The sequence below is a fragment of the Vreelandella halophila genome (genome assembly GCF_019903425.1).
In the GTDB taxonomy this organism is placed as follows: Bacteria; Pseudomonadota; Gammaproteobacteria; order Pseudomonadales; family Oleiphilaceae; genus Halospina; species Halospina halophila.
The window spans coordinates 590,504-616,613 of record NZ_JACHUZ010000013.1 but is presented as its reverse complement, the minus strand read 5'-3'; the positions used below and the strand labels follow the sequence as shown (position 1 = coordinate 616,613).

Sequence of the window (26,110 nt, the reverse complement as noted above, 5' to 3'; positions counted from 1 at the left end):
GGTTCCCGTTATTCCACCGTTACACTCTTGGCCAGATTGCGCGGCTGGTCCACGTCAGTACCCTTGAGCACCGCCACATGGTAGGACAGCAGCTGCAATGGCACTGTGCACAGCAGTGGCGCCAGAATGGGGTCGGTATGGGGAATGGTCATGACGTGCGTGCCTTCGCCGTCTCCCATGGCGGTTTCACTGTCGGCGAACACGAAGAGTTCGCCGCCCCTAGCCCGCACCTCTTGGAGGTTGGACTTGAGCTTCTCGAGCAGCTCATTGGACGGCGCCACCGTCACAACCGGCATCTCGCTGTCCACCAGCGCCAGCGGGCCATGCTTGAGCTCGCCCGCCGGGTAGGCCTCGGCGTGGATGTAGGAGATCTCCTTGAGCTTGAGCGCCCCTTCCATGGCCACCGGGTAGAGCGAGCCACGTCCCAGGAAGAGGCTGTGGTGCTTGTCCACGAACCACTGGGAGAGCTGCTGGATGGAATCATCCAGGTTGAGGATGGCGCGCATCTGCTCCGGGATCGCCCGCAGGGCCTGTACCAGCTCCGCCTCGCGTTCCGCGGAAAGCCCATGATGGCGGGCCAGCGCCAGGGTGAACATCAGCAGCGCGGTGAGCTGGGTGGTGAAAGCCTTGGTGGAGGCCACCCCGATTTCCGGGCCCGCATGCGTCATGATGACCATGTCGGACTCGCGCACCAGGGAACTGCCCGGCACGTTGCAGATGGCCAGCGCCGCCCGGAAACCGGCATCCCGCGCCTGGCGCAGGGCGGCCAGAGTGTCCGCGGTCTCGCCGGACTGGGAGATGGTCAGAAAGAGGGTGCCGTCCTGGATGACGTGTTTCCGGTAACGGAACTCCGAGGCCACCTCGACACTGCAGGGAATGCCCGCCAGCTCCTCGATCCAGTAGCGGGCCACCATGCCGGCGTGGAAGCTGGTGCCGCAGGCCACGATCTGGACATGTCGGATCTCGCCCAGCAGTCGTGAGGCCTCGGTACCCAGGGCCTGTTCAAGCACCCGGCTGTCGGTCACCCGGCCCTGGAGCGTGGCCTCGATCACGTCCGGCTGCTCGTGGATCTCCTTGAGCATGAAATGGCGGTAGTCGCCCTTCTCCGCCGCGTCCGCGCTGTGTTCAAAACGATTAACGGCGCGCTCCACCGCCTGACCCTCAGCATCGGTAATGGTGACGCCATCCGCCCGCACTAGGGCGGTATCCCCTTCTGCGAGGTAGATGAAGCGATCCGTGACCGGCAGGAGGGCGAGCTGGTCCGAGGCCACGAAATGCTCACCGATGCCCACCCCGATCACCAACGGGCTGCCCTGGCGGGCGACCAGCAGTGTTTCCGGTTCGTCCGCGTGTAGTAAGGCCAGTGCATAGGCCCCCTGCACCTGGGCCACAGCATTGTGGAAGCCTTCAATCAGGTTGCCGGCGCGCTCGTATTCGCGCGCGATCAGGTGGGCAAGGACCTCGGTGTCGGTCTCGGAGGTAAAGGCGTAACCGCTGTTGCGGAGGTCGTCGCGCAGGGGCTCGAAGTTCTCGATGATGCCGTTGTGGACCACGGCGAGGCGCGCCCCGGACATATGCGGGTGAGCGTTGGCGGCGGAGGGTTTGCCGTGGGTGGCCCAGCGGGTATGCGCGATGCCCAGGTGGCCCGCCGGCGGGTTTTGTTCCACCGCCTGCTCCAGAGCCGCCACCTTGCCGACTTCGCGCTGGCGCCGGATGCCACTCTCGGGGTCCAGGACGGCCAGCCCGGCCGAATCATAGCCCCGGTACTCCAGGCGCCTGAGGCCCTCGATCAGGATGCCCTGAACGTCGCGGCGGGCGGCCGCTCCCACGATTCCGCACATGCCTAGCTGTCTCCCTCTTCGCTATCCAGCCCGTCTTCCGCCGGTACCCAGTCCGCAATATTGCGCTGGCGGCCCCGGGCCACGGCCAGCTCCCGGTCGCCAACGTCCCGCGTGATGGTGGAGCCGGCACCCACGAGGCTGCGCTCCCCTAGGGTAACCGGCGCCACGAGCGAGGTATTGGAGCCAATGAAGGCCCCGTCACGCACCGTGGTGTGGTGCTTGCTAGTACCGTCATAATTGCAGGTTATGGTGCCGGCGCCAACATTCACGCCGGTGCCCATGGTGGTGTCCCCCACATAACTCAGGTGATTGACCTTCGAGCCCCTGCCGATGCTGCTCTTCTTGATCTCCACGAAGTTGCCCACCCGGGCCTCGGGCCCGATCAGGGCATCCGGGCGCAGACGGGCGAACGGACCGATGGCGGCGCCGTGGTCGACCCGGGCGCCCTCGATCACGGAGTTCGCCTCAATTCGTGCATCCGCACTGATCCGGCAGTTGCGCAGGACCACGTTGGGGCCAATGTGAACGCGGTCCCCAATCACCACCTCGCCTTCCATCACCACGTTGACGTCGATCTCGACGTCCTGCCCGGTTTCCACCCGGCCACGGACATCCACCCGAGCGGGATCGGCGAGGCTTGCGCCCCCCATCATCAGTGCCTCCGCCTGGCGACGCTGGAACCAGCGCTCCAGTCCGGAGAGCTGTACCCGGTTGTTAACACCCTGCACTTCCTCAGGGTCATCCGGCTGTGACACCTCGACGCCAAGGCCTTCTGAGCGCGCCAGGGCAATGATATCGGTCAGGTAGTATTCACCCTGGGCGTTGTTTGAGGAGAGCGCGGGCAGCCACTCCTTCAACCGCTCCGCCGGCGCCCCCAGAAGGCCCGTATTCACTTCGGTGATCACCAGCTGATCCGGGGTGGCATCCTTCTGCTCGACGATACCGGTAACAGCGCCATGCCGGTCACGGATAATGCGCCCGTAGCCGGCCGGGTCCAGCAGGTTGACGGTCAGAAGCCCAAGCGATTCCCGGCTGATGACACCGGCCAGACGTGACAGCGTATCGGCAGAGGTGAGCGGCACATCGCCGTAGAGGACCAGTACCCGCGCGGTTTCCGGAATGCCCGGGAGGGCCTGAGCCACCGCGTGCCCGGTGCCCAGCTGCTCCTTCTGGATGACCCACTGGATATCGCTCCCGGGCGTTTTCTCCCGGACCTGCTCCGCGCCATGACCGATCACCACATGCAGACCGTCAGGGCGCAGGCTGCGCCCGGCGTCCAGCACATGGTGGAGCAGCGGTTGCCCGGCCAGCGAATGGAGCACCTTGGGCAGGGCGGATTTCATCCGGGACCCCTGGCCGGCGGCCAGGACGACAATGTGCAGCGGTGCCGCCATCCGTTCGCACTCCTTGAATCAGAAAAACCGCATTGGATCATGCCCCAGTAGAGCCATGATCGGCAATGCGGTTTCCAGTAACAACCCGATTGTCCGGATCAGCTGGTGTTCAGCGCTTCTTGCGCCGCAGCTTCTCCAGCGTCCGGAGCTGGGCGGCAGCCTCGGCCAGACGCGCAGCAGCATGGGAATAGTCCACTTCGCTGCTGCGGTTGGCCAGCTCACGCTCGGCTTCCTGACGGGCCCGTTCCGCGGCGGCCTCATCCATATCATGGGCACGCTCCGCGGTGTCCGCCAGGATCGAGATCTTCTTGGGCTGGACCTCGAGGTAGCCACCGGAGACGAAGAAGACTTCCTCCTTACCGTCTGCCATCCGGATGTTCACGGGCCCGGGAGCCAGCCCGGTCAGCATGGGCGTATGGCCTGCCATGACGCCCAGCTCGCCGTTACTTGCGGTCGCGGTCAGCATCTCCACCTCACCGGAGAAGATGCTTTCCTGCGCGCTCACAATGTCACACTGTACGGTGTTAGCCATTGGTTACGCCTCTCTCAGTCGGAAATGGATTACGCTGCCTTGTTTTCCATTTCCTTCGCTTTTTCGACCGCCTCGTCGATGCTGCCGACCATGTAGAACGCCTGCTCCGGCATTGAGTCGTACTCACCGTCCAGGATGCCCTTGAAGCTGCGGATGGTCTCCTTCAGCGACACGTACTTACCGGGGGAACCGGTGAATACCTCGGCCACAAAGAACGGCTGCGACAGGAAGCGCTCGATCTTACGCGCCCGGTCAACGGTCTGCTTGTCTTCCTCGGAGAGCTCATCCATGCCCAGGATGGCGATGATATCCTTGAGCTCCTTGTAGCGCTGCAGCACGCCCTGAACGCCACGGGCAACCTCGTAGTGCTCCTGACCAATAACCAACGGATCGAGCTGGCGACTGGTGGAATCCAGCGGATCGATGGCCGGATAGATGCCCTTGGCCGCGATGTCACGGGCCAGTACCACGGTCGCGTCAAGGTGCGCGAAGGTGGTTGCCGGTGACGGGTCCGTCAGGTCGTCCGCCGGTACATAAACCGCCTGGACGGAGGTGATGGAGCCGGTCTTGGTGGAGGTGATGCGCTCCTGCAGCTTACCCATCTCCTCGGCCAGGGTCGGCTGGTAACCCACCGCAGAGGGCATACGGCCCAGCAGTGCGGAGACTTCCTGACCCGCCAGGGTATAACGGTAGATGTTGTCGATGAACAGCAGGACGTCACGGCCTTCGTCGCGGAACTTCTCGGCCAAGGTCATGCCGGTCAGGGCGACACGCAGGCGGTTCCCCGGCGGCTCGTTCATCTGACCGTACACCATCGAGACCTTGTCCAGGACGTTGGAGCCCTTCATCTCGTAATAGAAGTCGTTACCCTCACGGGTCCGCTCACCCACACCGGCGAATACGGAGAGACCGGAGTGCTCCTTCGCGATGTTGTTGATGAGCTCCATCATGTTCACGGTCTTGCCTACCCCGGCACCACCGAAGAGGCCAACCTTGCCGCCCTTGGCGAAGGGGCAGATCAGGTCGATGACCTTGATCCCGGTCTCCAGCAGCTCTTCCGAGGCTGACTGATCCGCATAGCCGGGTGCCTTGCGGTGGATGGTCCAGCGCTCTTTCTCGCCGATCTCACCCACTTCGTCCGTAGGCTCACCCAGTACGTTCATGATGCGGCCGAGGGTCTCCTCGCCAACCGGTACCTTGATGCCTTCACCGGTGCCGGTCACGCTCATGCCGCGCTTCAGGCCCTCGGTGGTACCCATGGCGATGGTGCGGACCACGCCGTCACCGAGCTGCTGCTGGACTTCCAGAATGGTACCGGTGTCATCCAGCCGCACAGCATCATAGATGTTGGGTACGGAATCACGCGAAAATTCCACGTCGATAACCGCCCCGATGATCTGAACGATACGTCCACTACTCATGCTTGCTTCCTCACTAACTCAGTATTCGGTATCGCCTTAAACGGCCGCTGCACCACTGACGATTTCGGAAATTTCCTGCGTGATGTTGGCCTGACGGGCCTTGTTGTACTCGGTCTTGAGATCGTCGATGATCTCGCCGGCATTGTCGGTCGCGCTCTTCATGGCAATCATCCGCGCGGCCTGCTCACAGGCGATGTTCTCGACCACACCCTGATACACCTGGGATTCCACATAACGGGTCAGAAGCCCGTCAAGCAGGGTCCTCGGATCCGGCTCATAGAGGTAGTCCCAGCGATACTTGCCTTCCGGCTCGGCTTCCGCCTGGAGCGGCAGCAGCTGCTCGATGGTCGGCGTCTGGGTCATGGTGTTCACAAACCGGTTGTACACCACGTAGAGCCGGTCGATACTGCCGTCGCGGTAGGCATCAAGCATGACCTTGACGCTGCCGATGACCTGCTCGGCACTGGGCCGGTCCCCGAGCTGGGTTTCCGACGCCACGATATTGCCGCCCACCACGTTCAGGAAGACGCTGGCTTTCTGACCGAGCGTGCAGAAATCCGACGGCACGCCCTTGTCGTTCCAGCCGCGGCTGTCCTGAAGCATGGTCTTGAACAGGTTGTTGTTCAGACCGCCGCAAAGACCACGGTCCGTGGAGACGACGATGTAGCCCACGCGATTCGCTTCCCGTGCTTCCATGAACGGGTGCCGGTAGTCGGAATCGGCTTCCGCGAGATAGCCGATCACATCCCGGATCTTGTTTGCGTAAGGGCGGGTCAGTTCCATGCGCTCCTGGGCTTTACGCATCTTGCTCGCCGCCACCATTTCCATGGCGTTGGTGATCTTCTGCGTATTCTGGATGCTGGAGATCTGAGTGCGTATTTCTTTTCCGCTGGCCATAGTTCAGTGCCTTTTCCGGTTGATCGCTCCGCCACAGTCACGGGGCCCGCAGGCCCCGAACGGCATTACCAGCTCTGGGTCGACTTGAACTTATCCAGCGCTGATTTCAGACCACTCTCGACCTCGTCATTCAGTTCGCCGGAGTCGTTGATCTTGGCCAGCAGCTCAGACTGCTCGGTGCGCATGTAATCCATAAGCGCCTTTTCGAAATCCACGATCTTCTTGGCGTCCACATCCTCGAGGTAACCCTCGTTGGCAGCAAACAGGACCGTCGCCATCTCACCCACGGACATCGGCGAGTACTGTTCCTGCTTCATCAGCTCGGTAACACGGGCACCGTGCTCCAGCTGCTTACGGGTCTGCTCATCCAGATCGGACGCGAACTGTGCGAACGCCTGGAGCTCGCGATACTGGGCCAGAGCCAGACGGATACCGCCACCAAGCTTCTTCATGATCTTGGTCTGCGCGGAACCACCCACACGGGAGACCGAGATACCCGCGTTCATCGCCGGGCGGATGCCCGAGTTGAACAGGTCCGTCTCCAGGAAGATCTGACCGTCAGTGATGGAGATCACGTTGGTCGGAACGAAGGCGGACACGTCACCGGCCTGGGTCTCGATGATCGGCAGTGCCGTCAGTGACCCGGTCTTGCCGGTTACTTCACCGTTGGTGGCCTTCTCAACGTACTCCGGATTGACCTTGGACGCACGCTCCAGCAGACGGGAGTGGAGGTAGAACACGTCACCCGGATAGGCTTCACGGCCTGGCGGACGGCGCAGCAGCAGGGAGATCTGGCGATACGCCCAGGCCTGCTTGGTCAGGTCGTCGTAGATGATAAGGGCGTCTTCGCCGCGATCACGGAAGAATTCACCCATGGAGGTACCGGCGTAGGGCGCCAGGAACTGCATGGATGCCGGGTCGGCAGCGCCGGCGGCGACCACGATGGTGTTGTCCATGGCACCGTGTTCTTCCAGCTTGCGCACCACGTTGGCGATGGTCGACTGCTTCTGGCCGATCGCCACGTAGATGCACTTAATGCCGCTGTTCTTCTGGTTGATGATGGTATCAACGGCCACGGCGGTCTTACCGATCTGGCGGTCGCCGATGATCAGCTCCCGCTGGCCGCGACCGACGGGAACCATGGTATCAATAGGCTTCAGGCCGGTCTGGACGGGCTCGTTCACCTCTTCACGGGCGATAACCCCGGGCGCCACCTTCTCAATCGGTGTTGTTTCGGTGGTTCCCGCGTCACCCTTACCGTCGATCGGGTTACCCAGGGCGTCCACAACGCGGCCCAGCAGTTCGCGACCCACCGGCACCTCGAGGATGCGGCCGGTACACTTGACCTTCTGGCCTTCCGCGAGACCTTCGTCCTCACCGAGCACAACGGCACCGACCGAATCCCGCTCGAGGTTCAGGGCCATGCCGTAGTTGCCGTTCTGGAACTCAACCATCTCGCCGTACATGACGTCGGCAAGACCGTGGATGCGGACGATGCCGTCGGAAACGCTGACGACCGTCCCTTCATTGCGAGCTTCAGAAGACACATCGAGCTTCTCGATGCGCTTCTTGATGATCTCGCTGATTTCGGATGGATTCAGTTGCTGCATGCCTGTGTCCTCAAAAAATTCTGCAAATGACCGCGTGTCGGAATTCGGTTCCTGCCGTGCCTGGCGGACTCAGGCGCCCATGGCGTTGGCCAGTCTGTTCAGGCGCCCGCGCAGCGAGGCGTCAATAACCTCGTCACCCGCTCGGATAACCACGCCGCCGATGATTGACTGATCGGACTCAACACTGAGCTCAACCGTACGGTCCAGACGCTTCTCCAGAACCTGGGAAAGCCGCTGCTTCTGCTCATCGGTCAGTTCAAAGGCGGTGGTCAGCGTAACGTCCACGATCCGCTCATGGTCATGGCGATAGGCGTCAAAGAGCGCCGCAACAGCCGGAAACTGTTCCAGCCGGCGGTTTTCGGCCATGATCTGGATGAAATTGCTAATCGGCTCCGAGAGCGGGTTCTCAAAGACGTCGCTGATGAGCTGGATCTTTTCCTGGGCGCTCAGACCCGGATGGCGCAGGACCGAGGCCATGCGGTCATCACTGGTGATGGCCGCCAGCAGATTGAGCGACTGACTCCAGTCATCAAACTGACCGCTGTCGCGTGCCGCCTCGAATGCCGCCCGCGCGTAGGGTCGGGCGAGTGACGTTGACTCTGCCATGTTGGACCTCGTTTACAGTTCCGCGGAGAGCTTATCCAGCATCTCGCTGTGCGCCTTGGCGTCGACGGAGGATTCCAGGATCTTTTCCGCGCCGGCGATCGCAAGAGTGGCAACTTCAGCGCGCAGTGCATCCCGCGCTTGCTGGCGTTCCTGCTCGATCTCGTCGCGGGCCTGGGCCAGCAGCCGGTCGCCCTGTTCGCGGGCTTCGGTCTTGGCCTCTTCCACGATCTGGTTGGCGCGCTTGTTGGCCTTTTCCACGATCGTGGCCGCCTCGTCACGTGCTTCCCGCAGTTCCTGGGTTGCCCGTTGCTGGGCCAGCTCCAGGTCCTGGTTGGCGCGGTCGGATGCAGCAAGGCCGTCGGCGATCTTCTTCTGGCGGTCCTGCATGGCCTGAACCAGCGGGGGCCAGACGTACTTCACGCAGAATGCGATGAAGATGAAGAAGCCGATGGTCTGCCCGATCATCGTGAGGTTGATATTCACGGCGTTCTACCTCTTTCCGATTCGTTGCGTTCGGGACGATGGGGCAGCCGCTGTTGGACCACCCCTTAACCATCCGGTGTTATGCAACAACAAAGATCAGGTAAAGGCCGATACCCACACCGATCATGGAAACTGCGTCCAGAAGACCCGCCATGATGAAGGTCTTGGTCTGGAGCTCAGCGGCCATTTCCGGCTGGCGTGCGGTGGTTTCCAGCAGCTTGCCACCCAGCAGGGCGAAGCCGACGGCGGTACCCAGTGCACCGGAGGCGATCATGATTGCAGCGGCGATGATTACGAGTTCCATAACAACTCCTGATTTAACGACGGTTTAGGGGTTTAGGGTCATCAAAGATTGATGGTTAATGCTCTTCATGGGCCATGCTCAGATACACGATCGTGAGCACCATAAAGATGAAGGCCTGTAGCGTGACCACCAGGATGTGGAAGATCAGCCAGGGCACCTGCAGCGCCCACTGGGCCCAGAACGGCAGCAGCGCGATAAGGATGAAGATCACTTCACCCGCGTACATGTTGCCAAAAAGCCGGAGCGCGAGGGAGAACGGCTTGGTCAGCAGCCCCACGGTCTCAAGGATCAGATTGAACCAGGACAGGGACCAGTGGTTGAAGGGGCTGAAGGTCAGCTCCTTTGTGAAACCACCCACACCTTTCACCTTGATGCTGTAGTAGAGCACCATCAGGAAAACGCCGATGGCCATGCCGAAGGTGGCGTTGGGGTCCGTAGTGGGTACGATCTTGGTGTACTCGATACCCATGGCCGACGTCAGGGCCGGGATGTAGTCAACCGGGATCAGCTTGAGCGAATTCTGGAGGAAGACCCAGACAAACACGGTAAGGGCGATCGGCCCGATCATGGGATTGCGGCCGTGGAAGGTGTTCTTCACCAAGTCCTGAGTGAACTCCACCACCATTTCCACCAGGTTCTGGAGTTTACCCGGCTGCTCGCTGGTAGCATTCTTGGCCACCATCCTAAAAAGAACCAGAAAGATGATACCTGTCAGCGCCGACATGAAGAGAGTATCAACATGGAACGCCATGAACCCCATGGCACGGGCTTCTTCCGCCGACTGTGCCATGGTCCAGGTCGCTTCCTGGAGCTCCGTGCCGTTCCGCTCGAAACCGGCCGGCAGCTTGCCATAGGTGAGGTTCGTCAGATGGTGCTGTATGTATTCCGCTGGAGATTCACCTGCCATGTTCTACTCTCGCCCCGTCATCGGTTTGCAACCCTACTGAACACTAGCGGCGTCAGCATGTGGCTGAGGATCATGGTGCCGAACCCGGTAAACAGGCCCGGCCCGTCGATCGGCTGGATCAGCATCAGCGTGCCCGCCAGAAGAACCACTGTTGCGGACAGCTTGAACATCTCACCGGCCATCATGGCCGCGAAAACCGCCCCAGCACGCTGCGCTCCGCGATGGCGGAAATAGCGCAGCGTAAAAAGGCTGTTCGGAATCCAGTAAGCAAGCCCCCCGAACAGAGCGGAGCGGGCTCCGAGCGCCGACTCAAGCAGGAAAAGGCCGCTGACCAGCAGCAGAATTCCCAGCTGGATCATGATGAGTCGGCCTATCGGAGGCCGCCTGATGTTCAATGTGCCAACCCTTGTCGGCCGTTATTAAAGCGGGGCAGATTATAGGGCTTTGGGTGGTCTGGATCAATGAATTTGGATGAAAATTCGAACGATTGACGCCCGCGGACTACTGGATATGTTCAAGAATTCCGTCCAGTTCATCCAGGCTGTTGTACTCGATCACCACCTTGCCCTTGCCGCGTTTGCCGTGGTTGATGGCCACGCGCGCGCCCAGCCGATCCGCCAGCTGGTCCTGGAGGTTGCGGATGTCCGGATCCTCCTTTTCGGGCTCCGGCTTTGCATTGCCCTGGCCCTGTTCCAGCGTTTTACGCACCAGCGCCTCAGTCTGGCGCACCGACAGCGACTTGCTCACCACCTGGCGTGCCACAGGTGCCTGCTGCTGGTGCGACAGCCCCAGCAGGGCGCGGCCATGGCCCATTTCTAGGTCGCCATGCTCGAGCATGATCCGGACCTCTTCCGCCAGCCCCATGAGCCGCAGCAGATTGGTGATGGTGGTGCGGGACTTGCCCACGGCGTCGGCGGTCTGCTGCTGGGTCAGGCCGAATTCCTCCTGCAGCCGGTGGAGCGCGGCGGCTTCCTCGATGGGATTGAGGTTTTCGCGCTGGATGTTTTCCACCAGCCCCAGGGCAATCGCCGCCTCATCCGGCACCTCGCGGATCAGCGCGGGAATGCGGTCCAGGCCGGCCAACTGGGTGGCGCGCCAGCGCCGTTCCCCGGCCACCAGTTCGTAGTGGCCGCTTTCCAGGGGGCGCACCACCACCGGCTGCATCACGCCCTGCTGCTTGATGGACTCCGCGAGTTCCTGAAGGGCCTCCTCGTCCATATCCCGGCGCGGCTGATAGCGGCCACGCTGGATCAGGTCCAGTGGCAGCTCTTTCAGTTCCGCATTGATGCCCGGGTCGGCGGGGGCCTCTTCCTCAAGATTGGTCCGGGAGCCTTCGAGAAGGGCATTGAGGCCTCGCTGGCCAAGTCCGCGTTTGCGCGATGACATGATGGTTGCTTTTTATCCTGTTCGTTCCACGGGTAGGACGGGGCCGTTACACGGCCACAGCGTCCTGGGACTGCTGGCTGCCATTGCGCCTGACCATCTCGCCCGCCAGCGCCAGATAGGAGATGGCGCCCTTGGAGCTGCGGTCGTAGCGCAGTGCTGGCATGCCGTAACTGGGAGCCTCGGCCAGACGCACATTACGTGGGATCACGGCCGAGTAGACCCGATCTCCGAAGTAGTCACTGAGCTGGCGTGACACATCCAGGGTCAGGCTGTTCCGGGGGTCGTACATGGTACGCAGCAGCCCCTCGATCTTCAGCGCCGGGTTCACCGTTTCCTGGATCTGCTCGATGGTGCCCATGAGCGCCGCCAGCCCCTCCAGTGCGTAGTACTCGCACTGCATGGGGATGAGCACGGAGTCGGCGGCGGCCAGCGCGTTGACCGTCAGCAGGTTCAGCGCCGGCGGGCAGTCGATGAGGATGAAATCATACAGCTCGGTGATGGGCTTGAGGGCCAGCCGCAGGCGGTGTTCACGGCCGATCTCGTTCATCAGCTCCACCTCGGCGGCGGTAAGATCGCCGTTGGCGGGCAGCACATCGAATCCGGAATCGGGCGCCTCGGTGCAGACGTCGGCCGCGTCCTGCCGGCGCGTGAGCACGTCATAGCCACTGACGCGGAGCTCGTTCTTGTCGAGCCCGCTGCCCATGGTGGCGTTGCCCTGAGGGTCCATGTCCACCAGCAGCACCCGGCGTTTAGTCGCCGCCAGCGAGGCCGCCAGGTTCACACAGGTGGTGGTCTTGCCCACGCCACCCTTCTGGTTGGTTACCGCCACGATGCGCGCCATTGCCATCAGTCTCCTGTCTCGCCCGTGGAATCCGAACTGTTGCGCCCGATGCGCAGGATCCGCCGTTCCGCGTCCACGCCGGGTACGGTGACCCGGCTGTCTTCAAGCAGCTGCCAGCCGCTCGGAAGCCCTTCAACCTCGGTGGTGGCTTCCGGCCCCTTCATGGCCAGGTGTTCCCCGTCCGCTGCCAGCAGGTGGGCCGTCATGGGCACCATCTCCGCCAGGGACGCGAACGCGCGGCTTGTGATCTGCGGGAAGGGGCCACCCTGCCAGTCCTCGACCCGGGCCTGCACCACCTGCATGTTGTCCAGGCCCAGCTCCAGCCGGCACTGGGTCAGGAACCGGGTCTTCTTGCTGTTGCTGTCCAGCAGTGTCACCTGTCTTGCCGGCGAGTGCAATGCCAGCACCAGCCCGGGAAACCCCCCGCCAGAGCCAACATCCAGTACCGGCCCCGAGCCGAGCCGCGGCACCAGCGTGAGGCTGTCCAGAAGGTGGCGGGCACACATGGCGCTGCGCTCACGCACCGCCGTCAGGTTGTAGGCCCGGTTCCACTTTTCCAGCAGGTCCAGCAGCCGCAGCATGCGGTCCACCGTCTCCGGGGCGAGGCTGACACCGAGCGCTTCAGCCCCTGCCTCCAATTCACGGCGTTCCGCGTCCATTCAGGCGCTTTCCTGTTGCAGCAGGTCCCGCTTCTTGAGGTGGATCAACAGCTGGGAAACCGCCGCCGGTGTAACGCCCTGGATGCGCGAGGCCTGGGCGATGGTCTCCGGCCGGGTTTCCTCGAGCTTCTGCTTCACCTCGTTGGACAGGCCGCCAACACTGTCGTAGTCCAGATCCTTCGGCAGGCCCATGTTCTCATGCCGGCGCAGGCGCTCGATATCCGCTTCCTGGCGCGAGATGTAGCCCTCGTATTTCACCTGGATGGCGACCTGCTCGGCCACCACCGGGTCCTCGGCGCGTTCGCCGCCGATGGCGGCAATCGCCTCGTAGTCGACTTCCGGCCGACGCAGCAGCTCGGCCAGGGTCTGGTCCTTCTTGAGCGGCTGCTTCAGGTACTGATCGGCCACGGCGGCCGCCTCGGTGTTCGGGTGGATCCGCGTGCGGTCGAGTCGCTCGCGCTCCGCCCGGATGCCTTCACGCTTAGCCTCGAAGGCGGCCCAGCGCTCGTCGTCCACCAGCCCCAGGTTGCGGCCGGTCTCGGTCAGGCGCAGGTCCGCGTTGTCCTCGCGCAGCACCAGGCGGTATTCCGCCCGGCTGGTGAACATACGGTAGGGCTCATTGGCCCCCATGGTAATGAGGTCGTCCACCAGGACACCGAGGTAAGCCTCGTCCCGGCGTGGGTACCAGGGTTCCTCGCCATGCGCCGCCAGGGCCGCGTTGAGCCCCGCCAGCAGGCCCTGGGCGCCGGCCTCCTCGTACCCTGTGGTGCCGTTGATCTGGCCCGCCAGGTAGAGACCGCCGATGAACCGGGTCTCGAGCGTATGATGAAGGTCGCGTGGGTCCAGGTAGTCGTATTCGATGGCGTAGCCCGGCCGGGTGACGTGGGCGTTTTCGAAGCCCGGAATGGTCCGGATGAACGCCATCTGCACGTCGAACGGCAGGCTGGTGGAGATGCCGTTGGGATAGAGTTCCTGACTGTTCAGTCCCTCCGGCTCCACGAAGATCTGGTGCGAATCCTTGTCCGCGAAGCGGTGGACCTTGTCCTCAACGGACGGGCAGTAGCGCGGCCCGACACCGTCGATGTCACCGGCGAACATGGGCGACTGGTCCAGTGCCCCCAGGATGATGTCGTGGGTCTCCGGCGTGGTGCGGGTGATGTAGCAGGGCATCTGCTGCGGGTGCCAGCTCGCGTCGCCCATGTAGGACATCACCGGCTCTTTCTCGTCGCCGGGCTGCACGTCCATCTTTGAGAAATCCACGGTCTTGGCGTCGATCCGCGCCGGGGTGCCGGTCTTGAGCCGGCCCACGGTGAACGGCAGCTCGCGCAGGCGCTTCGCCAGCCCGATGGTCGGCGGGTCGCCGGCGCGGCCGCCCTGCTGGTTCTGCATGCCGATGTGGATGACGCCGCCCAGGAAGGTACCCGTGGTCAGCACCACTGTGGGCGCACGGAAGGTGACGCCGGTCTGGGAAACCACACCCTGAACCCGGTCGTTCTCGACAACCAGGTCATCGGCCGCCTGCTGGAAGATGTGCAGGTTGGGCTGGTTCTCGAGCATGTTCCGGATGGCGGCCTTGTACAGGGCGCGGTCCGCCTGGGCGCGGGTGGCGCGCACGGCCGGGCCCTTGCTGGAATTGAGCACCCGGAACTGGATGCCCGCTTGGTCCGTGGCAAGGCCCATGGCGCCGCCCATCGCATCAATTTCCTTGACCAGATGACTCTTGCCGATACCGCCGATGGCGGGGTTGCAGGACATCTGACCCAGGGTCTCGATGTTGTGCGTCAGCAGCAGGGTATCGCGCCCCATGCGGGCCGCGGCGAGGGCCGCCTCGGTGCCCGCATGGCCGCCGCCGATCACGATGACGTCGAAGTGCTTGGGGTATTCCACAGTGGACCTCGGGGCTTGCCGGATTCTCTGAATGAACCGCGTAGTATAACCCGAAGCGTCAACCCTGTGCAGACAACCCGGACAATTTCTGAACAGAGGTCTTCACCCCGGAATAACAGACACCTGGGGCGCTTTTATCACAAAGCACTCAAAAAACTGTCCACAGATTGTAAATGACCAAAACAGCCTTAATATTGCTTTAGGATATTGATTTTAAACGTTTAAATGAACTTTCTACAGATCTTTCCCTATTCTGTAAACAGAGTTTTCCACAGGAGGGCCATCTCATTGTCTCTGGATCACGAGAACCACCTCACCCACACGGAAGCCCCAGTAGGTCATTTCCGTTTCATTGATGACGGTGTCTTCGGTGACCCGGTACATCCAGTCATCCATGCGGACATTGTAGGTGCTCCCGCCAAAGGACACTTCCAGCACATAGTTCATATGGATGGCATTGCCCTCATACTCCATGAAGCCCGGCTCCGTTACATCGCCCGCAGTGGCGTGATAGCCACCATCCCGGGGCTCCAGAGTCCAGACCCGGGTATCGGTCTCGCCGTCACTGTAGGTGAAGATCTCATCCAGGGTACCCACGCCGTCCTCATCCCAGGAGGCATCGATAGTGGCATCGAAGTGGCGGATAACCTCACCGGAGCGGTCCTTGACCACGCCTCGGGCGGTCAGCTCACCCTGAAAGAACTCACTGGGCACCAGCTCCGGCTCCTGGCCCACGTAGTCATCAATGGCGGGGCCGGAGCAGGCCGCCAGAAAGGGCAGGACCAGGAGAAAGATCCCGGATAAGCAACGGGCTGGGCGAATGACTGCCATGGGCTGAACCTCCATCGGAATGAATGACTGTTATTGCATACGCGGATGCCCGCCGCGAGGTTTACCGGGTGGCCGCAGCGACGTACACAGATGTACACGTCGCCATTGGCTCGAATGACGTTCCTGTCAGAGACTGCCTCCATAGCAACCTGATGGGAGGGTCCGTAATGGCAAGCTATAAAGCGCCTCTGACCGATGTGAATTTCCTGCTCAACGAAGTCTTCGACTATCCGAGCCACTACCAGAGCCTGAGCAACGGGGCCGAGGCAACACCGGACATGGTGGATGCCATTCTGGGCGAGTGTGCGAAGTTCTGTGAGAACACGCTCTTCCCGCTCTACCAGAGCGGCGACGAAGAGGGCTGTAAGCTGGTGGATGGCGAGGTGAAGACGCCGACCGGCTACAAAGAAGCCTATGAGGAATACGTGGCCGGCGGCTGGCAGGGCCTCTCCAGCCTGGAGGAGTACGGCGGCCAGGGCCTGCCCGCTTCCCTGGGCCTGATGAAGCAGGAAATGATGGGCACCGCCAACTGGCCCTTCAGCATGTACCCGGGCCTGTCCATGGGGGCCATGAACACCCTCCAGCTCCACGGCGACGAGGACCAGCGCCAGACCTACCTCACGCCCATGACCGAGGGCCTCTGGACCGGCACCATGTGCCTGACCGAACCCCAGTGCGGCACCGACCTGGGCCAGGTCCGGACCAAGGCCGTGCCCCAGGAGGACGGCAGTTACCGCATCACCGGCACCAAGATCTTTATCTCCTCCGGAGACCATGACCTGGCCGAAAACATCGTGCACATCGTGCTGGCACGCACGCCGGAGGCGCCCAAGGGCACCAAGGGCATTTCGCTGTTCATCGTGCCCAAGTACCTGCCGGACGACCAGGGCAACGCAGGCGCGTCCAACGGCGTCTCCGTGGGCGCGCTCGAGGAGAAGATGGGCATAAAGGCCTCCGCCACCTGTACCATGAACTTCGACGATGCGAAGGGCTACATGGTGGGCGAGGAAAACAGGGGCATGGAGTGCATGTTCACCTTCATGAACACCGCCCGCATCGGCACCGCTATCCAGGGCGTGGGCCCGGCGGAACTTTCCTACCAGAACGCACTGGCCTACGCGAAGGAGCGCCGTTCCATGCGCGCGCTCTCCGGCAAGAAGGAACCGGACCAGATCGCGGACAGCCTGATGTACCACGCCGACGTGCGCCGTATGCTGCTGACCCAGAAGGCCGTGGCCGAGGGCGGGCGTGCCATGCTCTATGATGCCGCCCAGTACGCGGACCACATGGTCTGCGGTCACCTGGAGGAGGATGAGAAGAAGATCCAGAAGTACGACGACAAGCTCGGCTTCCTGACCCCGATCCTCAAGGGCTTCCTGACCGAGAAGGGCTACGAGGCCACCAACCTGGGCATGCAGGTGTTCGGCGGCCACGGCTACATCAAGGAACACGGCATGGAGCAGATCGTGCGCGATACCCGGATCGCCACCCTCTACGAGGGCACGACCGGCATCCAGGCACTGGACCTGCTCGGCCGCAAGGTGCTGATGATGACCCAGGGCGGGGCGGTGCGCGAGTTCACCCTGCGCATGAGCAACGAGGCGCGCAAGCACCTCACCGACAGCACCCTTCGCCCCTGGGCCTGGCGCATCCTGAAACTGGCCACCCAGTGGAACTGGCTGACCTTCCGCCTGATGGTCATCGCGCGCAAGGACCGCGATATGGTTTCCGCGGCGGCCCACGACTTCCTGATGTACAGCGGCTACGTCTACATGGCCTTTATGTGGCTCCGCATGGCCGCCGCCGCCCGCAAGGGGCTCGAAGAGGGCGGCAGCCAGAGCGAGGAATTCTACAATGCCAAGCTGGCGACCGCGGAATTCTACTTCGACCGGATGCTGCCCCAGGCCCAGGGCCATGCCGACAGCATGCTGAGCCCCAGCGAGACCCTGATGCAGCTCGACAACGAGGCCTTCGCCTTCGATTACTGAACCACGCTTTACCCCTCCCCTTGCCGGCCTTCGGGCCGGCTTTTTTGTGCTCAGCCCCCGAACGGAACCCTGACGGTCATGCGCACATCACGGCCGGGACTCAGAGCATAGCCCTTATAGGTATCAAGGAAGTCACGGTAGCTCTTATCGGTCAGATTCCGCACTTCGAGACTGAACCGCATGGGAGCCCCGGTACCGCCATCCACGGAGAAGCCGACGCCGAGATCCGCAACGGTGTAGGCATCCGTCGATGCCGTCCCAAAGGGTGCGTTGTCGAACTGGGAAAACGGTTCACCCGGTGCCGCATCCCTGGACGCGTTGTGACGCAGACCCAGGCGAACATGGGGGTCGCGTGCCCACCCCCAATGACCGGGCGTCCAGGTTCCCTCGAGCAGCAGTTCGTCCGCCGGCTGCAGCGGCAAGTCCTCACCCGTCTGGTCATTCTCGCCGTCAACCGCACTGTAGGTGGTGCTCAGCTCCAGCGTCTCCGTCACCCGGGCCCGGGCCGTCAGCTCCACCCCTTTAAGCACCGCATCCGTCTGGCGGTAGCGGAAGACAGGTAAACCGTTATCCGTGTTGCCTGTGTCCTGAAGATAGATGTAGTCGTCAATGGCATTACGGTAGACAGTGGCACTGGCAGACGTGCGATTGGAACGCCACCTCAGTGAGAGGTCCATGTTCAGTGATTTCTCCGCATCAAGATCCGGGTTGCCCTTCTGGACAGCCGCAACTCCGGCATGAACGCCGTCAGCATGGAGCTCGAAAAGGGTCGGCGCCCGGAAACCGCGTCCGATGTTGCTGGCAAGGGTCAGGTTGTTGGTAAGGGCGTAGGAGCCACCAAAGGAGCCCGAGGTAACCGATTCGTCGTTTTTATCGCTGCCGGAAAACGATGTGGGCACTGCCGTTTTGCTGCTTTTGGCAATCGTTTCAATCCAGTCCTGGCGCAGACCGGCCTGAAGGGTTAACCGACCGAGTGTGCGCTCCTCAAAGGCGAATACGCCCAGATTGTTGACCCGACCTCCGGGTGTCAGCTGGGTAGTTCCCCTGGAGACCTGCTGCTTGGTCCGGTATTCAACACCCACACGTCCGGCATCCAGGAACGCCAGTTGACCGTGCCTGGCTTCGAGGCGGGTGGTGTACTGGTCGAACTCAATATCGATGGTGCCGTCGAAAAGGTTGTCCCTTGGTACGCCGGCCGCGTTCGATTGGCGAAGGTTATTCTGCCATGCCAGGGTTGGCTCAAAGGTCCAGGTGTCATTGACCGGCAGTGTGGCGTCCAGTCGAAGCTCATCATTTTCCAGATTCTGGCCAACGCCCTCGGGGCCCTGGCCAGGCGGCTTATTCCCCGCCGGGGGCGGCAGGAGGAAATTGTGTTCATTGCGCCACCCGGTATAACGCAGCCGGAGCTCACCAAAGTCCCCGCGATAACCGACGCCAATCTGCCCATTGGTCTGCTCAAAATCCGTGTAATCCAGCGAGCCGGTGTAGGCGGGTGCCCGGCGTTTGCCGGCGTCACTGGGGGGCGGCGGGAAGAATGTCCGATCATCCGGTACGGTGATATCCCCGGCATCCCGGTGGATGATGCCACCGACAAAGCTCCAGTGATCCCCCTCACTGGTTCCCTTGAACCCAATGTCATTCTGATTGTTGTTGGTGGCGTGCCGAAGTAACGCCTCGCCCCTGTTGTGACGGGAACCATCGCTGCTGAAGGTCAGCGGCAGGGGTTTAACGTCGACGGCACCGCCCAGCGCATCGGATCCATAAAGAATACTCGAGGCACCACGAACCACTTCAATGCGCTCGCTCAGAAAGGGGTCAATGTTGGGTGAATGCCGGGTTCCGAACTGCTGGTGATCCACGCCAACACCATCGGAAAGAATCCGCACGCGGTTACCGGAGAGACCCCGAATGACCGGCTTCCCGGCCTGGTTACCGGCATTGACGGTATCCACACCGGGCAGGTGATCCAGGGTCTGGCCAAGGGTTGTGCCCTCACGGCGATCCTTTTCCTCACCCTGAAGAACGTCAATCTGGGCGGCCTGCATAAGCGGTGACCCAGGGGCGGGTGCGCCGGCTTCCACAACCACTTCATCAAGGGCCATAACGCCCACGCCATCCGCCTCCTGTGCCAGGACCAGGGGAGCTGCCATGGCAAGGCCCAGCACGCCCATGGTTCCCGGAATAGCGTCGGATCGCCACCTCATGTGGACTGGTCTCAATCGCATGGATTCTCCTTACTACGTTATATCGTTTCATTAGGAAGGCGCATCCAGAAGCAATAGCTCTGTCGGGCGAGCCTGATGGGAGTCTGTCCCAGCGCCTTATGACGAATTAACGGATGTTATATCATAACATTTAAAGGGACAACCCAATGATTCACGAGTGGATGGGAAACCGATGATTGCGGTGGAAGCGGCCGGTTATTTACCGATACAGAAGGAGCTGAAGATTTCGCCCAGCAGTTCATCCGGCGTCATGGCCCCGGTGATCTCGCCAAGCGCATCCTGGGCCTGGCGGAGATCCTCGGCAAGGAGCTCACCGGCACCGAACTCGCTGAGCTGGGTCTGGCCCTGGACCACCATGGCGCGGGCACGCTCCAAAGCGTCAAGGTGGCGTCGGCGTGCCATGTAACGTCCCTCGGCGGCCGTCTGGTAGCCCATGCAGTCCTTCAGGTGTTCCCGCAGGGTCTCAACACCCTCCCCGGACTCTGCGGAAAGCCGGATGACGGGCGTACCATCCTGTCCGATGAACCCGGGCGTTTCTCCTGAAAGATCCACCTTGTTGCGGAGTACCGTGACCGGGAGTCCTTCCGGCAGCTGGCGAGGCAGGCCGGTTCGAAGGGTCGCGGGATCGGTATCCGGTGTCGTGGTGCTGTCCACCAGCAACAGGACCCGGTCCGCCTTCTCGATCTCGGCCCAGGCTCGGTCGATACCGATGCGTTCCACTTCATCGGTGCTGTCGCGCAGACCGGCGGTGTCAATGATGTGCAGCGGCATGCCGTCGATCTGGATCTGCTCGCGCAGCACGTCCCGGGTAGTGCCTTCGATCTCGGTCACGATGGCCGTGTCCTGGCCGGAAAGGGCATTCAGGAGGCTGGACTTGCCTGCATTGGGTTTGCCGGCGATGACCACCTGCATGCCGTCCCGCAGCAGGGTGCCCTGGTGGGCTTCCTGGACGGTGCGGTCCAGGGATTCCAGAAGGGCCTGGAGATCCGAGGCCACCTTGCCGTCGCCGAGGAAATCCACATCCTCGTCGGGAAAATCGATGGCGGCTTCCACATAGACCCGAAGATGGACCAGCTCATCAATGAGCCCTGACACCACGCGGGAGAACGCGCCCTGAAGCGACTGCAAGGCGCTTCGGGCCGCCTGCTCCGAGCTGCTTTCGATGAGATCGGCAATGGCCTCGGCCTGGGCGAGGTCGAGTTTGTCGTTCAGGAAGGCTCTTTCCGAGAACTCACCGGGTCGCGCCAGACGCGCACCGCGGGCCGTAGCCGAAGCAAGGATCCGATCCATGAGGACAGGCCCACCATGGCCCTGGAGCTCGAACACATCCTCGCCGGTAAACGAATGCGGGCCCGGGAAGTACAGGGCAATCCCCTCATCCAGAACCTCCCCGGCTTCATCCAGGAAGGGCCCGTAATGGGCGTACCGTGGCCGGGGTTCAAAGCCGAGGAAAACCTGCGCCAGAACCAGGGCCTGTGGGCCGGACAGGCGGATAACGCCAACGCCCCCGCGGCCCGGAGGCGTGGCGAGAGCGGCAATGGTGTCCCGGTCGGCGCCGCCCATGGTGAACTCAGGGGATCAGCCCTTGGCGGACTTCCCCTGCTCCTTCTCGATCTGGCGGTAGATGAAGAACTGCTGCGCCATGGAGAGCACGTTGTTGCTCAGCCAGTACAGCACCAGGCCTGCCGGGAACCACAGGAAGAAGAAGGTGAACATGATCGGCAGCATCTTCATCACCTTGGCCTGGACCGGATCTGGGGGCGTGGGGTTCAGCTGCATCTGCAGGAACATCGAGGCGCCCATGAGGATCGGCAGAATGAAGTAGGGATCCATCACCGACAGGTCATTGATCCACAGCATGAAGGGCGCGTGCCGCAGCTGAACACTCTCGAACAGGACCCAGTACAGGGAGATGAACACCGGCATCTGGACCAGTATCGGCAGACAGCCACCCAGCGGGTTGATCTTCTCCTTCTTGTAGAGATTCATCATCTCCTGGGAGAGCTTCTGGCGGTCGTCGCCGTACTGTTCCTTGAGACGCTGCATCTCCGGCTGGACACGGCGCATGTTGGCCATGGAACGATAGCTGGTAGCGGAGAGCTTGTAGAAGGCCAGCTTGACCACCACGGTCAGCAGGATGATGGCCACACCCCAGTTGCCAACCAGGTCATGGAACCAGTCCAGAAGGTAGAACAGGGGCTGGGAGATGAAGAACAGCCACCCGAAGTCGACGGTGCGGTCCAGGTTGGGTGCAATATCCTGGAGACGTTCAATGATCTTGGGACCCACGTAGACCCTGGATCCGATTTCCTTTTCCTCTCCCGGGGCCACTTCGGTTCCCGGGCTGACAAAGCCCATCACGTGCAGGTTATCGCCACGCTGGCGGGTCTGGTAGCGATGGGTCTCATCCTGGTCCGGAATCCAGGAACTCATGAAATAATGCTGGAGGAAAGCGATCCAGCCGCCTTCCACCTGGCGGTTGAGGGGATTTTCCCTCAGGTCCGAGAACTCATACTTGGTGTAGGGTTCCTGGGGCGTGCTCAGAACCATGCCGAGGAAAGCCTGGACGCCGAGGATCCGCTGGCCGGTGGGGTCGCCACTCTCGTCGCGTACGATGCGGCCGGAGAAGTACCCGTTCCAGGGCTCATTGGACTCGTTCCGGATGTGGTAGCTGACCTTCAGGCGGTAACGATCGCGCTCGAAGGTGTAGCGCTTGATGATCTGTACCCCGGAATCCGTTTCATGGGTCAGATCCACGGTCAGCTCGTCTTCACCTTCATCCAGCCGATAGATGTCTGATTCACTAGTGAAGGTCAGGTTGCCGTGGCCACGGTCGGAGCCCCCGTCACCGAGAAGACTGCTCTCCAGGATGTAGGTGAGTTCGCCATCACTCTGAAGCAGCTGCAGCGGCTTATCCGACTTAAGGGTCCGGGTGTGCTCGGGCAGCCAGGCTTCCACGAGATGGCCACCATTGAGACTGATGCGGGCATCCAGAACATCCGTTTTCACGCGGATGGTGTCGCCGGTATCAGTGGTTTCATTGCTTCCGGAGCCGGTGGCTTTACCGCTGGTTTCCCGATCGGCGCTAGCCATATCCGATTCCGGACGCTCAAAGCCATCACCGGTACCACTGCTGCTGTCGCCACTGTCAGGGGGCTGTTGGCTCTGGGAACCGCTATCAGTGGGTGCGGCCTCCTCGGCCGCCACGGGTTCGTTGGAAACGGGCTGCTGGTGATAATCCTCGTTCCAGGCCATGACGAGGAGGTAGCTGACTATGGCCAGACCAAGCCATATGGCGACGCGGGGGATATCCATGGATTGGTTCATCCTTTGCGTGAACAGGAGTTATGGGTCGGGGAAGCCCCTGGAACCGGATCATAACCGGATGTGCCCCAGGGATGGCATCGAAACAGGCGGTGCAGCGCGTAGTAACCACCGCGGATTACGCCATACTGCTGGATGGCGCTTATGGCGTATTCGGAACAGCTGGGCATATGCCGGCAGTGAGGGGGTATCAGCGGACTGATCCCGTACTGGTAGGCTCGAATCAACAGAAGAAGCAGCCAGCGCATTGGGTTATCCCGTTTTTGCCGGGGACCGGGAGGTCGCCTGTTTGCCCAGCTTGCGCCAAGCCCGGTCCAGTTCCTGGAACAGTTCGGCATTGTCCATGGTGTTGCCGCCAGGCCGGGCCAGCACGATGACGTCCAGAGCCGGGAGATCATGCTGTCTGTGCCTGAAGGATTCCCGTACCGCACGCTTGAACCGGTTGCGCGTTGTGGCCCTCGGAAGATGCCGGCGGGCCACGATGATGCCGAGACGGGGCAGTGGCCTGGATCCGTCAACGGTTCGGGCAAGCATCAGGAATCCCCGGCTGCCGGCCCTGAACTCGACATTGTCGAATACCCGCGTGTAATCACGACTGTTGAGCAGTCTTGCCTGGCGGGGAAATCGGAAGTCAGGCGGCAACTGGACGGGTTCAGACGCTGAGGCGCTTGCGACCCTTGGCACGACGGCGCGCAATCACTTTGCGGCCATTCTGGGTTGCCATGCGGGCACGGAAACCATGGGTCCGCTTGCGCTTGAGGTTACTCGGCTGAAAGGTGCGTTTCATGGTGATGATCCTGTTCAGGGCTGCGAATGTCGGAACAATGGTTTCGGCCGATGGTCCGAACACGGAGCTGCCACCGGGATGCGGGATTCTAGTCAATTTGTGGCGTTCAGACAATGGGCATCGTGATTGGAAAACGCTGGCGGTTACAGTAGAAACAAAGTTTTTATCTTTAAGGAATCAATAAGACTGTTGTTAATGTTATTAGGCAAGCGGATTTCTGTGGATAACCAACTCCCAGACTCTGATGGCGCGCTCAGAGCGTGGGGACGGTTCTGTTCAGTTGTGCTTGGTAAGCTGGTACTAACAGGGGGGAGGGAATGGGTATAAGAGGGGGTGCCTTGCCGGGGTCATGGTTATTAACGGGTCTGTCCGGGGTTTATACGGTCGTTAACACACGGTGTTTGCACAGGCTGTTGTGGAAAACCTTTTTGAGGAGAATTGATCTGTAATTTTGTGCACGACTCTGTTTGTAAGTAGATAGATTTTTGAGTAAAAAAGAAAAATTCATCCACAGGGTGTTTATATCGTTGCCCGAGGGGGCTTTTACAGGCGGTGGGCGGAGCGTAGAATACCGCTCTTGCCGGGGTAGAGACCCGTCCGAAAAAGAACAATGCGAGGTCAGCAGTCGTGGCACAGGAAATCTGGCAGCAGTGTCTGGAGCTGTTACAGGATGAGTTCCCCGCCCAGCAGTTCAATACCTGGTTGCGTCCGTTGCAGTCCCGTGACGACGGAGGTGCTCTGGTGCTGCTTGCCCCCAACCGGTTTGTGCGCGACTGGGTGAGCCAGAAGTATCTGGACCGCATTGAAGAGGTTGTCCGGGACCTGAATGGCGCCAAAGGGCTCCAGGTCGAGGTCAAGGTGGGGTCCGCTGAGGACGCCAGGCCGCGTTCGACGCAGTCTTCCGGCAACCGTAGCGAAAGCACGTCGAAACGGCACAGCGCCGATAGCGCTGGCGGTGAGGTGGAGTCCGCCAGTGCGGAAGTGGCGCCGCCAGTGAACGATGCGGAACTGAACACAGCCGACGAGCGCCCGGTCGAGGATTCACCTGTTGCGGCGCGCATAGCCGGGCGCGCCAATGGCGGTCGGGATGACAGGCGCGCCAATGTGGAGGGTGGTGTCCAGCACAGGGAGACCTTCCTGAATCAGCAGTTCACATTCGGGACCTTTGTCGAGGGCAAATCCAACCAACTGGCACGGGCGGCCTCCAGTCAGGTAGCTGAAAACCCCGGGGGCTCCTATAATCCGTTGTTCCTTTACGGTGGCGTGGGCCTGGGTAAGACCCACCTGATGCATGCCGTGGGCAACGAGATCGTTCGCCGCAATCCCGGAGCACGTGTCGCGTACCTGCGCTCGGAACGCTTTGTGGCGGACATGGTCAAGGCGTTGCAGCTCAACGCCATCAATGATTTCAAGCGCTTCTACCGGTCCCTGGATGCGCTCCTGATCGACGATATCCAGTTCTTCGCGGGTAAGGAGCGCTCCCAGGAGGAGTTCTTCCACACCTTCAATGCGCTGCTTGAGGGCGGTCAGCAGGTGATCCTGACCTGTGACCGCTTCCCCAAGGAGATTGTGAACATGGAGGAGCGGCTCAAGTCGCGCTTCGGCTGGGGCCTGACGGTCATGGTGGAACCGCCCGAGCTCGAGACGCGGGTGGCGATCATCATGAAGAAAGCGGAGCAGGCCCAGGTCAGCATCAGTAATGAGGCGGCTTTTTTCATTGCCCAGAAGATCCGCTCCAACGTGCGTGAGCTCGAGGGTGCGCTAAAGCTGGTGATTGCCAATTCCCACTTCACCGGCCAGCAGATCACGCCGGCATTCATCCGGGAAAGCCTCAAGGATCTGCTGGCCCTGCACGAGAAGCAGGTCAGCATCGACAATATTCAGCGGACCGTGGCAGAGTACTACAAAATGAAAGTGGCGGATCTGCACTCGAAGCGCCGCACGCGCTCGATCACACGGCCCCGCCAGATGGCGATGGCACTGGCCAAGGAGCTGACGAGCCACAGCCTGCCCGAGATCGGTGATGCCTTTGGCGGCCGGGACCACACCACGGTTCTTCACGCCTGCAAGAAAATCGAGGAACTCCAGGAATCGGACGCCAATATCCGCGAGGATTACCAGAACTTCCTCCGGCTGCTGACCACCTGAACCACTGACAAACCCACATCCGAACCAGGCGGAATCCGA

At 61.6% G+C, this 26,110-nt stretch carries 24 protein-coding genes; 2 read left to right on the top strand and 22 right to left on the bottom strand.

Annotation, left to right across the window (positions count from 1 at the left end; translation table 11 throughout):
* Positions 1–8: 8 nt before the first annotated feature.
* From glmS to H4I92_RS07080, 16 genes are all read right to left on the bottom strand, one after another.
* A complete protein-coding gene (gene glmS, locus H4I92_RS07155; protein WP_077529957.1) occupies positions 9–1,841 on the bottom strand; it encodes a glutamine--fructose-6-phosphate transaminase (isomerizing) in 1,833 nt (610 codons plus the stop codon).
* A 2-nt stretch (positions 1,842–1,843) separates the two neighbouring features.
* Positions 1,844–3,235: a bifunctional UDP-N-acetylglucosamine diphosphorylase/glucosamine-1-phosphate N-acetyltransferase GlmU gene (gene glmU, locus H4I92_RS07150; protein WP_077529956.1), complete on the bottom strand. Its 1,392-nt coding sequence runs from the start codon at positions 3,233–3,235 to the stop codon at positions 1,844–1,846.
* Between the two features lie 109 nt (positions 3,236–3,344).
* Positions 3,345–3,767 (bottom strand): F0F1 ATP synthase subunit epsilon, encoded by a 423-nt coding sequence (locus tag H4I92_RS07145; RefSeq protein WP_077529955.1) that lies wholly within the window; start codon positions 3,765–3,767, stop codon positions 3,345–3,347.
* A 29-nt stretch (positions 3,768–3,796) separates the two neighbouring features.
* Positions 3,797–5,188, bottom strand: a complete 1,392-nt coding sequence (gene atpD, locus H4I92_RS07140) for a F0F1 ATP synthase subunit beta (protein ID WP_077529954.1) — start codon at positions 5,186–5,188, stop codon at positions 3,797–3,799.
* Positions 5,189–5,224: 36 nt separating this feature from the next.
* On the bottom strand, positions 5,225–6,085 hold the full coding sequence (atpG, locus tag H4I92_RS07135; protein WP_077529953.1) for a F0F1 ATP synthase subunit gamma: 861 nt from the start codon (positions 6,083–6,085) through the stop codon (positions 5,225–5,227).
* Between the two features lie 65 nt (positions 6,086–6,150).
* Positions 6,151–7,695, bottom strand: coding sequence for a F0F1 ATP synthase subunit alpha (gene atpA, locus H4I92_RS07130; protein WP_077529952.1), 1,545 nt, complete (start codon positions 7,693–7,695; stop codon positions 6,151–6,153).
* Positions 7,696–7,764: 69 nt separating this feature from the next.
* The gene (locus H4I92_RS07125; protein WP_077529951.1) at positions 7,765–8,301 is read right to left on the bottom strand and encodes a F0F1 ATP synthase subunit delta; all 537 of its coding nucleotides are present in this window, start codon (positions 8,299–8,301) and stop codon (positions 7,765–7,767) included.
* Positions 8,302–8,313: 12 nt separating this feature from the next.
* On the bottom strand, positions 8,314–8,784 hold the full coding sequence (locus tag H4I92_RS07120) for a F0F1 ATP synthase subunit B (RefSeq protein ID WP_077529950.1): 471 nt from the start codon (positions 8,782–8,784) through the stop codon (positions 8,314–8,316).
* Between the two features lie 79 nt (positions 8,785–8,863).
* The gene (gene atpE / locus H4I92_RS07115) at positions 8,864–9,088 is read right to left on the bottom strand and encodes a F0F1 ATP synthase subunit C (protein ID WP_077529949.1); all 225 of its coding nucleotides are present in this window, start codon (positions 9,086–9,088) and stop codon (positions 8,864–8,866) included.
* A gap of 55 nt (positions 9,089–9,143) precedes the next feature.
* A complete protein-coding gene (gene atpB / locus H4I92_RS07110; RefSeq protein ID WP_077529948.1) occupies positions 9,144–9,995 on the bottom strand; it encodes a F0F1 ATP synthase subunit A in 852 nt (283 codons plus the stop codon).
* Positions 9,996–10,012: 17 nt separating this feature from the next.
* Positions 10,013–10,354, bottom strand: a complete 342-nt coding sequence (locus H4I92_RS07105; protein WP_077529947.1) for an ATP synthase subunit I — start codon at positions 10,352–10,354, stop codon at positions 10,013–10,015.
* A 142-nt stretch (positions 10,355–10,496) separates the two neighbouring features.
* Entirely contained in the window at positions 10,497–11,381 is an 885-nt protein-coding gene (locus H4I92_RS07100) for a ParB/RepB/Spo0J family partition protein (RefSeq protein ID WP_077529946.1), read from the bottom strand.
* Between the two features lie 46 nt (positions 11,382–11,427).
* Positions 11,428–12,222: a ParA family protein gene (locus H4I92_RS07095; protein ID WP_077529945.1), complete on the bottom strand. Its 795-nt coding sequence runs from the start codon at positions 12,220–12,222 to the stop codon at positions 11,428–11,430.
* 5 nt (positions 12,223–12,227) lie between these two features.
* On the bottom strand, positions 12,228–12,881 hold the full coding sequence (gene rsmG / locus H4I92_RS07090) for a 16S rRNA (guanine(527)-N(7))-methyltransferase RsmG (protein WP_077529944.1): 654 nt from the start codon (positions 12,879–12,881) through the stop codon (positions 12,228–12,230).
* Positions 12,882–14,768, bottom strand: coding sequence for a tRNA uridine-5-carboxymethylaminomethyl(34) synthesis enzyme MnmG (mnmG, locus tag H4I92_RS07085; protein WP_077529943.1), 1,887 nt, complete (start codon positions 14,766–14,768; stop codon positions 12,882–12,884).
* Positions 14,769–15,053: 285 nt separating this feature from the next.
* Positions 15,054–15,599: a DUF3833 domain-containing protein gene (locus H4I92_RS07080; protein ID WP_143512622.1), complete on the bottom strand. Its 546-nt coding sequence runs from the start codon at positions 15,597–15,599 to the stop codon at positions 15,054–15,056.
* Between the two features lie 167 nt (positions 15,600–15,766).
* On the opposite strand from H4I92_RS07080, the gene H4I92_RS07075 reads away from it, so the two are divergent.
* Positions 15,767–17,587 carry an acyl-CoA dehydrogenase C-terminal domain-containing protein gene (locus tag H4I92_RS07075; RefSeq protein ID WP_077529941.1) on the top strand — a complete coding sequence of 607 codons (1,821 nt, stop codon included), beginning with the start codon at positions 15,767–15,769 and terminating at the stop codon, positions 17,585–17,587.
* Between the two features lie 50 nt (positions 17,588–17,637).
* Here H4I92_RS07075 and H4I92_RS07070 read toward each other — a convergent pair whose 3' ends face one another.
* The 6 genes from H4I92_RS07070 to rpmH form a co-directional block, all read right to left on the bottom strand.
* Entirely contained in the window at positions 17,638–19,791 is a 2,154-nt protein-coding gene (locus tag H4I92_RS07070; protein ID WP_223073625.1) for a TonB-dependent receptor, read from the bottom strand.
* Positions 19,792–20,007: 216 nt separating this feature from the next.
* Positions 20,008–21,375 (bottom strand): tRNA uridine-5-carboxymethylaminomethyl(34) synthesis GTPase MnmE, encoded by a 1,368-nt coding sequence (gene mnmE / locus H4I92_RS07065; RefSeq protein WP_077529940.1) that lies wholly within the window; start codon positions 21,373–21,375, stop codon positions 20,008–20,010.
* A gap of 15 nt (positions 21,376–21,390) precedes the next feature.
* Positions 21,391–23,127: a membrane protein insertase YidC gene (gene yidC, locus H4I92_RS07060; protein WP_077529939.1), complete on the bottom strand. Its 1,737-nt coding sequence runs from the start codon at positions 23,125–23,127 to the stop codon at positions 21,391–21,393.
* Between the two features lie 8 nt (positions 23,128–23,135).
* Positions 23,136–23,384, bottom strand: a complete 249-nt coding sequence (gene yidD, locus H4I92_RS07055) for a membrane protein insertion efficiency factor YidD (RefSeq protein WP_218668163.1) — start codon at positions 23,382–23,384, stop codon at positions 23,136–23,138.
* A gap of 4 nt (positions 23,385–23,388) precedes the next feature.
* Entirely contained in the window at positions 23,389–23,820 is a 432-nt protein-coding gene (gene rnpA / locus H4I92_RS07050) for a ribonuclease P protein component (RefSeq protein ID WP_245800861.1), read from the bottom strand.
* Positions 23,789–23,923 (bottom strand): 50S ribosomal protein L34, encoded by a 135-nt coding sequence (rpmH, locus tag H4I92_RS07045; protein WP_077529936.1) that lies wholly within the window; start codon positions 23,921–23,923, stop codon positions 23,789–23,791. The genes rnpA and rpmH overlap by 32 nt, the downstream gene beginning before the upstream one ends.
* A 627-nt stretch (positions 23,924–24,550) precedes the next feature.
* On the opposite strand from rpmH, the gene dnaA reads away from it, so the two are divergent.
* Positions 24,551–26,071, top strand: coding sequence for a chromosomal replication initiator protein DnaA (gene dnaA / locus H4I92_RS07040; protein WP_077529935.1), 1,521 nt, complete (start codon positions 24,551–24,553; stop codon positions 26,069–26,071).
* Positions 26,072–26,110: the final 39 nt, after the last annotated feature.